Origin of the sequence: Paenibacillus herberti, from assembly GCF_002233675.1 — a bacterium.
In the GTDB taxonomy this organism is placed as follows: domain Bacteria; phylum Bacillota; class Bacilli; order Paenibacillales; family Paenibacillaceae; genus Paenibacillus_O; species Paenibacillus_O herberti.
Genome location: NZ_NMUQ01000001.1, coordinates 602,408 through 614,492, shown reverse-complemented (window position 1 = coordinate 614,492; position 12,085 = coordinate 602,408). Strand labels below are relative to the sequence as shown.

The following is a 12,085-nucleotide window of genomic DNA, read 5'->3' as shown; positions in this document are numbered from 1 at the left end:
CCTCCAAGTTACCGCTCACCCACCACCAATACTTCGGGCATCAGTTCAATTCCCGTACGGTTCTTGACCGTGCTGCGGATATGGGCGATCAGGGTGAGGACGTCTTCAGCCGTCGCCTGCCCGGTGTTAACAATGAAATTGGCATGCATGGTTGAAACCTGCGCTCCACCGATGGAAAAGCCCTTGAGCCCGCTCTCTTCCACCAGCTTAGCGGCATAATTGCCCGGAGGGTTACGGAACACGCTACCACAGCTAGGCTGTTGCAGCGGCTGAGTGCGTCTGCGCCGCTCTTTATGCGTTGCAAGTGCAGCCGCGATCTCTTTGCGGTCGCCATTGTGCAGCTCTAGCACCGCTTCCAGCACAACACCTCTGCTGCCTTCCTCCTGCAGCCGAGAATGGCGATAGCTGAACGCCATCTCCTCCGGCCCCCATGTCACCAATTCCCCTGTCTCCAGCACAATTTCGGCTGATTTAAATATTCGCGATACGTCGGACCCGTGGGCACCCGCATTCATATAGACGGCTCCTCCGACCGTGCCTGGAATTCCCCCGGCGAATTCCAAACCAGTCAGTCCTTGCTTGCCGGCCATGACCGTCAGCTTGATGATGGAATAGGCGGCGCCAGCACGCAGCTGCGTGCCGTCGAACTCCACATAATCCAGAGCATCTCCCGCCTTGATGACGACTCCGCGAATTCCTTTGTCACTCACCAGCATATTGGAGCCTTTGCCGATGATTGTCCAAGGGACGCCGCTGCGATGCAGAATCGACATCGTCAGGATCAGCTCCTGCTTGCCTGTTGGAATGATCAGGACATCAGCTGGACCGCCGATTCTCCAGGTCGTATACCTGGCAAGCGGCACATCCTGCCGGATCTCGCCAACATTGGCCCTCTCCAGCTCTGCCATCCATGAATTCATGGTTGTTCCTCCTTAAATTTCGCGGTGCGGCAGGCTGGCACAGTCAAGCTGCGGCCCGGAGCCGCGAAGCTCCGGTGAATGCCTCTTTCCCTTTGGGGAAAGGTAACCGGCCGCCCTCAAGCTGACGGACACGATTATGCAGTATCCTATGCCCAGCCTAACGCTGTGGTGACAGCTGCCCATGGCCTTGCCTGGCTGCGTCTACCTGCCGGCCAACCGGCGCAGCTCGCCCGTCAGAATACTCGCAGAGCTCGGCATGCCGAGCTTACGCGAAGCCTCCTTCATCCCCTGCAGCCTGCCGCTATCCTGCAATATAGTATCGATACGCTCCATAAGGAGGGCACCGCTGAGTTCGCTCTCCAGCACCATTTCAGCCGCCCCTACGTCCATAAGACTGCGCGCATTGGCCTCTTGGTGATTATTCGTCACATTTGGCGACGGGATGAGAATAGAAGGCAGCCCGAGCGCCGTAAACTCGGCAAGCGACGAAGCGCCGGCGCGGCCAACGACGAGTGTGGAAGCGGCCAGCACCTCCGGCATATTGTGTACGTAAGGCAGCACATGCAGATGATTGTTAACACCAGACACGCGCTCCTTAATCAGGCCGCTAGTCCGCTCATAATAGCTCTCTCCGGTAACAAAAATGAAATAAGTACTTTTGGATGCGGCAGCAGATGGCGCCATCTCGATCATAGAATCATTGATCGCCTTGGCGCCGCGGCTGCCCCCGACGACGAGCACAACCCGGCTTCCCTCCGGCAGCCCAAGCGAGGCGTAACCTTTGCTGCGGCTCGCTTTGACGACTGGTGAGGCGCATGGATTACCGGCATAGATGGTACGCTTCGCCTTGCCGAAATGCGGCATCGACGATTCAAAGCTGACCGCAACACTATCCGCATAGCGGGCCAAAAACTTGTTCGTCAATCCTGGCACAACGTTCTGCTCATGCACTAACGTCGGTATACCAAGCTTGGCCGCGGCGTACACAACAGGGCCGCATACGTAACCGCCGGTTCCGACAACAGCATCCGGCTTGAATTCCTTGAGCAGCTCCTTGGAGCGGCGAACGCCCTGAAAGAAGCGCATGACGGTCCACAAATTGTCCATGGAAAGCTTTCGCCGGAAGCCGGTAATTTCCACCGCCTCAAAACGCAGACCCGCCTCCGGCACGATGCGACTTTCCAGCCCCTTTGACGTGCCGATGTAAAGAAGCTCCGTACGGACGTCCTCCTGCTGCAGTTGCTTGCCTACGGCCAGGGCGGGATAAATATGGCCTCCCGTACCACCGCCGGTCAGTACGATTCGCACGAGATTCACCTCGAATAACGGGATAGATTGAGCAGAATGCCTAGCGCCGTCAAAAGCAGCGTCAGCGACGAGCCGCCGTAACTGACAAGCGGCAGTGTTATGCCGGTGACCGGCATCAGACCGATGACAACACCGATATTGATCAGCACCTGCACCGCCACGATGCCGGTAATGCCGGCGGCCAGCAGGCTGCCGAACGTATCTGGTGCATAGATTGCAGCTCTCATCCCTCTCCAGATCAGAATGAGGAAGAGAAGAATGAGCAGAGAGCCGCCGATGAAACCAAGCTCCTCTGCCAAAATCGAGAAGATGAAGTCGGTCTGAGGCTCCGGCAAATAGCTGTATTTCTGACGGCTCATACCGAGGCCAAGCCCGACCAGACCTCCCGGCGCGATCGCATACAACGACTGAATGATCTGGTAACCGGAGCCAAGCGGGTCCGACCACGGATCCATGAAGGAGGTAATCCTGGCAAGCCGGTATGGTGCGGCAAGAATAAGGCCGACCATGCCGACGAGGCCAATGGCCGCGAGCCCGCCAAGATGTTTCATTTGAGCGCCGGCGACAAACAGTACGATGAGCGAGGCGCCCATCATGACGGAGCCGGTGCCGAGATCCGGCTGCAGCATGATCAGGCCGAAGGCTGTGCCCATGAGCGCAAGCGGAGGCAGCAATCCTTTCGTAAACAGCGTGACGCGCTGCTGGTTGTCGGACAGCATTTTGGCCAGAAACAAAATCATGCCGAGCTTCATGAACTCCGACGGCTGGATGCCAAAGGAGCCAATGCCGAGCCAACTTCGCGCACCGCCGCGCCATGTTCCAATGCCCGGAATAAGTACGAGCACGAGCAGCGCAAAACAGATCAACAGCAGCGGCTTTGCGTATTTTTTCCAAACATGATAGTCCGTGTTGGCGGTGAAAACCATCGCACCGATACCGAGAGCGGCGAACAGCGTCTGGCGCTTCACGAAGTAGAATTTGTCACCGAAATCCTGAAAGGCCCGCACAGCGCTGGCACTGTACACCATAATCAGCCCGATCGTCAAAATAAGAGCGATAGAGCCGATCAGCCATACGTCGGGAGCGGATCTGGCTTTGGGCATGACGCAACACCTCTAGCATGGGAAGTAGGGACAAGCCCCCTACTTACAAGGTATGCGCCGAATCTTTAAACATGCACCCGCGAACTTCATAGGAAGGGAACATATCCCAGCTAGCGCAAGCAGGCGACAGCAGCACGGCGTCGCCAGGCGCTGCCAGGGCGGCTGCCTCACGCACCGCTGCGGAGATAGTGGATTCGGCGTCATCTCCAGCATCGACTATGCGGACCGCGCTCATACCCGCCAGCTCCGCAACATGCGCAAGCTTATGCCGCGTCTGCCCCAATAGCACGAGCCCTTTGAGGCGGCTCTTGAACAGCGGCAGCAGCTCCATATAGTCGGAGCCGCGGTCGAGCCCGCCGGCGATCAGCACAATCGGCCCCTGCAAAGAGCCGACCGCCATCGTCGTTGCCGTCGGGTTCGTCGCCTTGGAGTCGTTATAGTACCGCACTCCGCCTGCTTCGCGGACGAACTCCAGGCGATGCTCCACTGCATTGAACTCCCGCAGCGGCGCGGCGAGCGCCTCCGGCTCCGCACCGATGGCGAGGCATGCCGCCGCTGCTGCCAGCGCGTTAGCGGCATTATGCCTGCCCGGTATGCCGAGCTCGGCTACCGGCAGCAGAATATGCTCCTCGCCGGAAGCGTCGCGGTAAACGATGCGACGCTCAGGCTCGTCGGTCGCAGCTCCTTGCTGCCCGCCGCCTCCCGCAGCGCCATCCCGCCGCTCAGTGTTAGCGTCTGTTGATGCCGTGGCTCCAGCGTCAAGCTCACCGCCCAAAGGGGCATATGGCGGATCAATGAATACGCCGGAGTCTAACCGCTGCGTCAGCGAAAAAGGCAGCTTGCGCGAACGCAGCTTGGCTGCGATCCCTACGCAGAAGGGATCGTCCGCGTTGAGCACCGCCGTATCCTCCTCCGTCTGGTGGTCGAACAGCTTGGCCTTGGAGGCAACATAATCCTCCATGGAACCATGGTAGTCCAAATGCGTCTCCGCTACATTGAGCAGCAGCGCGACGCGCGGGCGGAAAGAAGATGTTCCCTTCAGTTGGAAGCTGCTCAGCTCTGCAACAAGGATGTTGTCAGCGGATGCCTCTTCCGCGGCTTCACACAGCGGGCGGCCGATATTGCCCGCCACGATTGGCTTCAGGCCAGCAGCCCCAAGCATTTCGCCGATCCAGGTCGTCGTTGTTGTTTTGCCATTGGAGCCGGTAATTCCGATAATTGGAGCGGCCGACAGATGGCCAGCGACTTCAACTTCAGTGACAACCTCTACGCCAAGTGCGAGAGCTGCGGCGACAGGAGGAGCACTGTACGGAATCCCTGGATTTTTCACCAGTAAACTCGTAGTTGAACCAACCAGATTCTGGGGGTGGCCGCCACAGATGACTTCCACGCCGAGCTGCTCCAGTTCTGCCGCCTCCGGACTCTCTTCTCTCGACTTGCGATCATTCACGACGACCTCTGCCCCCAGCCTATGAAACAGCTTGGCTACAGCGACGCCGCTGCGGGCAAGTCCAAGTACAACGATCTTGCGCCCCCGGTATAAAGTTGGATGTTCCATCCAAATCCTCTCCTTATGCAGCAAAACGGCTCCGCCATCCATTTGGACGGTTGGCCGTTTGCGTGAGATATAAAATTCAGCCCCCGCCTATCCGGTAGAGAGCAAGTCCGGCGGCCGCCAGCACGAGGCCAACTGCCCAGAATATCGTAACAACCTTCCACTCCGACCATCCAGATAGCTCGAAATGGTGATGGATTGGACTCATGCGGAAAATCCGTTTGCCGCGCAGCTTGAACGAGCCTACTTGCAGGATGACGGAAACCATCTCGATAACAAAAACCCCGCCGATCAGAATGAGCAGAACTTCTGTTTTCGTGAGAATCGCCGCTGCCGCCAGAGCACCCCCGATGCCGAGAGAACCTGTGTCTCCCATGAACACCTTCGCGGGATGCGCGTTAAAAATAAGGAAGCCCAGCACCGCTCCAACAAGCGCTGCCATGAACACGGCGCTCTCATGCTCGGTCGCCTGCATGGCGATAATCGTGAAAGCACCGGCGGCAATCCCGCTCGTGCCGGCCAGAAGGCCGTCCACTCCGTCGGTAAAGTTCACCGCATTAGTCGTGGCAAAAAAGATAATGACAACAAAAGGATAATAAAACCAGCCCAGATCAAAGCTGAAGTGCGTGCCCGGGATGCTGATCGCGGTGCTGTGGTCCATTTTGAACAACAGTACACAGATGATAATGCTGAACAGCAACTGTCCCCCGAGCTTCTGCTTAGCCGTTAGTCCGAGTGAGCGCTTCAGCACGATTTTGATGTAATCATCCATGAAACCGACGAGGCCGAAGCCAAGTGCGCCAATCAGCAGCACCCAGAACTCCGTCGTCTTCTCGGAAAAGCGCAGAAACGCGATGAGCAGGGCCAGCATAATAATAATGCCGCCCATCGTCGGCGTACCCGACTTCTTCAGATGACTCTGCGGCCCGTCCGTGCGCACCTGCTGCCCGAATTTGAGACGGCGCAGCAGCGGAATGCATAGCGGACCAAGTATGACCGAGAGCAAAAACGAGACGCCGATTGTCATCAATATGACCAACATGTCCATTACCTACCACCTTGCCGTATCAACGCTGCAGCGCTTCTACGACCCTTTCCATATGCATCGTGCGGGAGCCTTTGACAAGCACCAGATCTCTGGCGTCCAGCTCCGCGCTTAACGTTTCAATCAATAGCTCTTGCGAAGCAAAATGGCGTACCGCCTCCGCCGCCAGCGTTCCGAAGGACGCTGCAGCTCCAGCAGAGGTAAAGGCCGACATCTCACCACAAGTGAGCACGGCATCCGCCTTGTCCGGCGTAATGTATGCTCCCGTCTCGCGATGCAGCTCCTGCTCCGTCTCGCCCAGCTCCCGCATGTCGGAGAGCACAATCCACTTCCGCCGGTAGCCGGTCAGCCCGGCGACCAGATCAACCGCAGCGCGTACCGCCGTGGGATTAGCGTTGTAGGCGTCATTGAGAATCATTGCGCCGCAAGAGGCGGCGACCGGCTGGATGCGCATGCCGGTCAGCTGCATCGTGCGCAGGCCGGAGGCAATCGCCTCCGCTGGTACGCCGCAGGCGGTCGCAGCGGCGATTGCCGCCAGTGCATTATACACATTATGCGCGCCAGGTACCGGAATCTCGATGGTAACTTGCGGGAAGCACTCGCCTGTTGCATCGCAGCCTTCCGCTAAGTGTGCCACTGGAATGGGGCCAAGCCGGAAACCGGAGGCCGGTCCAGCCTTCACGGTAAAGGCGCAAGATTCCGCGCCCACCTCGATGCCGCCTGCGCGCCAGTCGCTGCGCGGAGAAGCACCGAAGGTGCGAACTTGTGCGCCCTCCGGCAATGTAGCTCGCGCCAGCTCCGCCGCGATCAGCGGCTCATCTGCGCTAACGAGCAGCAGACCGCCGGGCTTCAGCCCCTCGGCGATCTCCATCTTGGCGCGGGCGATCATCTCCCGCGAACCGAGCTGCAGCAAATGCGCATCACCGATGTTCGTGATGATGGCGATATCAGGCTTGGCAATTCCCGTGAGCAGCGCGATTTCGCGCAGGCCGCTCATGCCCATTTCCAGCACAGCTGCCTCGGTGTCTTCCGCCAACGCCAATACCGTCATCGGCAAGCCGATATGATTATTGAGATTTCCAGCCGTTTTATGCACCCTCATAACCGAGCCGAGTGCGGCTGCTGTCATATCCTTCGTTGTCGTCTTGCCGTTGCTTCCGGTAATGCCGACCACAACCGTCTTGAGCTCGCTACGGTAGGCAGCTGCCAAATTCTGGAGCGCCTCAAGCGGGTCCTCCACCAGTACGAGCGGTTTGCCAGCCAGCGCGGCGGGCAGCTCCCGATCAAGGCTCCAGAACGCAGCGGCGGCTCCTTGCCGAAAAGCTGCTTCCACATAGTCGTGGCCGTCGAACGAATCGCCGGACAGCGGAACGAACAACTGCCCTTCGCTCGCGCGTCGGGAGTCCGTCGTTACACCCTTTACGAGAATATCTCTCCAGCCTTGGGGGGACGGGCCCTGAGTGAGCCCCTGTCCCTCCGCGGCTTCCTCGGGCGCGTCTATGTAACCGGGCCCCATCCGGCCCGAACTCATTCCGGCGATAACACTGAGCTTGCGTATAATCAATTCCGTATTCCCCTTATCGCTTCTTGGGCGGCCAGCCTGTCATCAAAATCATGCGTCACCTTGCCAATGATTTGATAGGTCTCATGGCCCTTCCCCGCAATCAATACTACATCTCCGGGGCTTGCCATTTCAACCGCTTTTTCAATGGCGACACGACGGTCCACCTGGAGCTCATAACGTTCTTGCGACACATTCGCCTTCTGCAGGCCGACCTCGATGTCGAGCAGGATCGTATCCGGGTTTTCCGTCCGTGGATTGTCGGAGGTGACAATCGTGTAATCGGAGTAGCGCGAAGCGATTTCACCCATGATCGGACGTTTCGTCCGGTCGCGGTCGCCGCCGCAGCCAAACACCGTAATGACGCGTTTCTCAGCGAATTCGCGTACGGCCTTCAGTACATTTTCCAAGCCATCCGGCGTATGCGCGTAGTCAACAATGACCGCAAAATCCTGTCCGGCATTGACCGACTCCACCCGTCCCGGCACTCCCGGTAAACTTTCCAGGCTGGCCTTGATTGCTTCCAGCGGAATGCCTTCCACAAGTCCAGCACTGATTGCCGCCAGGGCGTTATATACATTGAATTTCCCGACCATCTGCAACGTAATATCCGTCTCTCCCGCAAAACTGCTTAAATGGAAGAAAGTTCCGCCCGCAGTAATGCGGATATTGGAACCTTGCACATCAGCCGGTGAATCCACGCCATATGTGATGACTTCCGCCGCCGTCAGCTGACCAAAACGCGCCGCTGCCGGATCATCGGCATTCAGCACCGCATAGGAGCTGCCCTCTTCGCCGCCGTAGTTGTTGCCCAGACGCGAGAAGAGCAGGCCCTTGGCTTCGCGGTACACATCCATCGTCCCGTGATAATCCAGGTGATCCTGCGTCAGGTTTGTAAATATGGCCGTGCGGTAACGGACCCCTTTGACCCGGCCCTGCTCCAGCGCATGGGAGGAAACTTCCATGACAGTATGCGTCGTACCGGCGTCTCGCATATCAGCGAGATCCCGCTGCAGATCAAGCGCCTCCGGCGTCGTGCCGCTCATCGGGAAAGACTTCCCGGCGTAACGTTTTTCGATCGTGCCGATGACGCCCGGCTTCAAACCTTGATCCGCGAGGATTCGCTCGATCAGGTACGTTGTTGTTGTTTTTCCGTTCGTGCCGGTAACGCCGATGACATTCATTGCCCGGCTCGGATGATTATAAAAATAATCCGCAAGCACCGCCATCGCATGCCGGCTGCCCCCCGTAACAAGCTGCGGAACGTCTAGTTGAAGCGGACGCTCCACGACGAGAGCAACGGCTCCTGCCGCCACAGCCTGCGCCGCAAATTCATGCCCGTCCACTGTATGGCCCGGCAAACAAAGGAACAGGTCCCCGGGCTTTACAGCCCGGGAGTCCCTCTCCAATCCTGTAATTTCAATCGCGCCGTCTCCAATGAGACGGGCGGTTTTAAGCTGCAATGCCAGTTGCTCCAAACGCATCTCGCTCTCTCCTCTCTGAATGCGTTAATGGCTGTGTCCATCTCCGCTTGCTGCAGGCGGCAGGTCGGCGTCGCTCCCTAAATAGATGCGGATCGTCGACCCTTTATCCACCCTCTCTCCCGCTGCCGGGGCTTGGCGGATAACCGTATTACCGCTGCCGGCGGAGACAAGATTGAAGTTCATGTTCATGTCCTCGTAAATGTCCGATACCGTCTTGCCGACGAGATTCGGCACCGTCACCATCGTCGTTTCTCCATACTTGTATTTTTTGCCGATTTGTTTGGAGCTCTTGGGCACGCCCATATATTGCAGCGAGTCTTCCAAAATCCCCTTTACGATCGGAGCCGCAACGACGCCGCCGAACTGGATGCCCTGCGGGTTGTCGATCGCTACGTATACAACAATGCGTGGATTGTCGGCAGGTGCGATGCCAATGAACGAAACGATATGCTCACTCGTGGAATATCTGCCGTTGATGACTTTTTGTGCCGTCCCCGTCTTACCACCGACGCGATAGCCGTCAAGAAAGGCGTTGCCGCCCGTGCCGAGTGCCACGACGCTCTCCAACGCTTCCCTTACTTGGGCGCTCGTTTTTTCAGAAATGACCTGGCGTACCGGTTCCGGCTGGATCCGCTCCACAACCTCGCCAGTCTCTGGATTGGTCCAGGCCTTAGTCAAATGCGGCTTGTAGAGCGTACCGCCATTAACCGCCGCCGACACCGCCGTTATCTGTTGGATCGGCGTTACCGAGACCCCTTGCCCGAAGGCCGTTGTCGCCAGCTCCACCGGGCCGACCTGGCTTGGTTTGAACAGAATTCCGTTCCCCTCGCCGCTGATGTCAATACCGGTTTTCTTGCCGAAGCCGAAGTCCTTAATATACTTGAATAGCGTGTCTTTGCCAAGCCGATTGCCCAGCGCAACAAAGCCCGGGTTACATGAATTTTGTACAACTTCCAGGAACGTTTGGCTGCCGTGACCGCCCTTTTTCCAACAGCGCAACCGTGCGCCGCCGATCTCTACCGCACCGGGGTCAAAGAACCGCTCATTCTTGAGATTAACCTTGCCCTCTTCCAATGCTGCTGCCAGCGTGATGATCTTGAAAGTAGAGCCTGGCTCATAGGTCATCCAGATTGGCAAAATGCGGTTATACACCTCGGATGGATACGCGTTGTAGTTGCCCGGCTCGAACGTCGGACGGCTCGCCATGCCGAGCACCTCGCCGGTATTGGGGTCCATCGCGATGGCGATGGCGTTATTCGGTTTGTACTTGGTCATCGCCTGGTCCAGCTCGCGCTCCATAATGCTCTGAATTTGCCGATCAATTGTCAGCTGCAAATTCAATCCATTCTTCGGCTCATCGAGCTTGTCGGTTGAGCCCGGCATCGTATGTCCCCTGGCGTCTGACAAATAGGATACGCTGCCTCTGACACCTTTCAGACGGTCGTCATACTTTTTCTCCACGCCGGTTAATCCAGCATCGGTACCGGTAATGCCAATGATGCTCGCTGCCAGTTCACCGAACGGATAGTAGCGTTTGTTGTCCTCCGCCACAACGATGCCCGGCAGCTCCAGCTTGCGAACTTCCATCGCCTTTTCCAGCGTAATTTTGCGGCCTTCCGGTTTGATGAAAACGCTCTTCTCTTCTTTTTTGAGTAAGCCGAGCAGCTTCTCTTCGGAAATGCCAAGCACGGGCGCCAGCTTGCGTGCGGTCCCTTCTTTGTCCTTGATCTGGACTGGAATCGCCACGATCGTGGGTGAGCTCACGTTATAGGCAAGCTTCTCGCCGTTCCGGTCGGTAATATCGCCCCTTCGGGGAGCAAATGCAACCTCGCGACGCCAATTGTCTTCCGCTTTGGCGGATAGCTCGCCGCCTCTTACCAGCTGTACGTAGGCCAGCCGTACGATCAGCGCACTGAAGCCGATGATGACAACGACCAGCGCCAAGAACAGACGGCGGCGCAAGGTGACATTGGACACTTTCATCCGCTTGTTCCCCTCTCGCTTCGTTCTAGGGTGGACAGGTAGAGTCTGTCCGTACATGTTTACCCTATTCGGAAACGTTCGTTGGTAGAACGCGCTGTGTGAGCTTATGGGAGCTTATGTGAGTGGCTGCAACGGAACTCCGCTGCGCGGGCCGAGCCTTCCTCCGATCCCTCTGGAACTCGGATGCCCTGATTGCCTAATACACTAATGTGTAGGCATCCGACTTCCAAGAGGACCGCTTCCGCTTCTACGGAAGGCTTCGGCCCGCTCCGCTTCACCGTCACAACCCCTCCCATCGACCGACTCTCCTATCCCCCTATTTTTTATTGGGGGTGTGCGCCTTCCGAACACCTGGAAGGCGGCAGGCCGCTTAGCGCGGCGGAGGTTATGGGAGTGGCTGCAACGGAACTCCGCTGCGCGGGCCGAGCCTTCCTCCGATCCCTCTGGAACTCGGATGCCTGATCGCCTAACACATTAATGTGTAGGCATCCGACTTCCAAGAGGACCGCTTCCGCTTCTACGGAAGGCTTCGGCCCGCTTCGCTTCACCGTCACAACCCCTCCCATGGACCGACTCTACTATCCCCCCATTTTTTATTGGGGGGTGTGCCGCCTTCCGAACACCTGGAAGGCGGCAGGCCGCTTAGCGCGGCTGGCGTGCCGTCGCTTGATGCTCCGGCAAAAGCTCGCCCCGCCGCTCTGCTGCGGGCTTGCAAGAGCAATGTCTGTACTGCTGTACTGTTCCGAGCTAAGCAAGTATGCCAAGCCAAGGTACCTGGCCCCCGCAGTCACGCTCTACGGGCTTTCAAATTATTCAAAAGCCCGAATAGTTATAATATTCGGCTCTCACAACATATTTGGGGGTAAGCGCCGGAACGAGCTGCCGAAAGCCCACTGCTTACGAGCTAAGCTACTGACTATACAAGCTAAGCTTGGGCCTGCGGCTCACTGCTTCGTAAGCGACTGAGTAACTCAGTGGCTAGGGAATGACCTCGCCCGTATGCGGCGATGAAGTAGCTTAAGCCTTACAAGGAGCAGTAGAGTAGCCAAGATTGATGGTGCGACAGAAAAGTCTAACCCGCAAGGATATCGTGATCCTTAGCTTGGGTCGCTTACGGAGCAGCGAC

Annotated in this window: 8 protein-coding genes; all 8 read right to left on the bottom strand. The window is 57.7% G+C overall.

Annotated elements, in window-relative coordinates; all coding sequences use genetic code 11:
- Positions 1 to 8 precede the first annotated feature (8 nt).
- The gene (murB, locus tag CGZ75_RS02840) at positions 9 to 920 is read right to left on the bottom strand and encodes a UDP-N-acetylmuramate dehydrogenase (protein WP_089522778.1); all 912 of its coding nucleotides are present in this window, start codon (positions 918 to 920) and stop codon (positions 9 to 11) included.
- A 201-nt stretch (positions 921 to 1,121) separates the two neighbouring features.
- The gene (gene murG, locus CGZ75_RS02835) at positions 1,122 to 2,228 is read right to left on the bottom strand and encodes an undecaprenyldiphospho-muramoylpentapeptide beta-N-acetylglucosaminyltransferase (protein WP_089522777.1); all 1,107 of its coding nucleotides are present in this window, start codon (positions 2,226 to 2,228) and stop codon (positions 1,122 to 1,124) included.
- Positions 2,229 to 2,233: 5 nt separating this feature from the next.
- The gene (gene spoVE / locus CGZ75_RS02830; protein ID WP_089522776.1) at positions 2,234 to 3,331 is read right to left on the bottom strand and encodes a stage V sporulation protein E; all 1,098 of its coding nucleotides are present in this window, start codon (positions 3,329 to 3,331) and stop codon (positions 2,234 to 2,236) included.
- A 43-nt stretch (positions 3,332 to 3,374) separates the two neighbouring features.
- Positions 3,375 to 4,889 (bottom strand): UDP-N-acetylmuramoyl-L-alanine--D-glutamate ligase, encoded by a 1,515-nt coding sequence (gene murD, locus CGZ75_RS02825; RefSeq protein ID WP_089522775.1) that lies wholly within the window; start codon positions 4,887 to 4,889, stop codon positions 3,375 to 3,377.
- Between the two features lie 76 nt (positions 4,890 to 4,965).
- Entirely contained in the window at positions 4,966 to 5,934 is a 969-nt protein-coding gene (gene mraY / locus CGZ75_RS02820) for a phospho-N-acetylmuramoyl-pentapeptide-transferase (protein WP_089522774.1), read from the bottom strand.
- A 19-nt stretch (positions 5,935 to 5,953) separates the two neighbouring features.
- Positions 5,954 to 7,495, bottom strand: a complete 1,542-nt coding sequence (locus CGZ75_RS02815) for a UDP-N-acetylmuramoyl-tripeptide--D-alanyl-D-alanine ligase (RefSeq protein WP_245850678.1) — start codon at positions 7,493 to 7,495, stop codon at positions 5,954 to 5,956.
- Positions 7,492 to 8,976 carry a UDP-N-acetylmuramoyl-L-alanyl-D-glutamate--2,6-diaminopimelate ligase gene (locus tag CGZ75_RS02810; protein WP_089522773.1) on the bottom strand — a complete coding sequence of 495 codons (1,485 nt, stop codon included), beginning with the start codon at positions 8,974 to 8,976 and terminating at the stop codon, positions 7,492 to 7,494. The genes CGZ75_RS02815 and CGZ75_RS02810 overlap by 4 nt, the downstream gene beginning before the upstream one ends.
- A 24-nt stretch (positions 8,977 to 9,000) precedes the next feature.
- Complete coding sequence (locus tag CGZ75_RS02805) at positions 9,001 to 10,959, bottom strand: stage V sporulation protein D (protein WP_089522772.1); 1,959 nt, start codon at positions 10,957 to 10,959, stop codon at positions 9,001 to 9,003.
- Between the last annotated feature and the right edge of the window lie 1,126 nt (positions 10,960 to 12,085).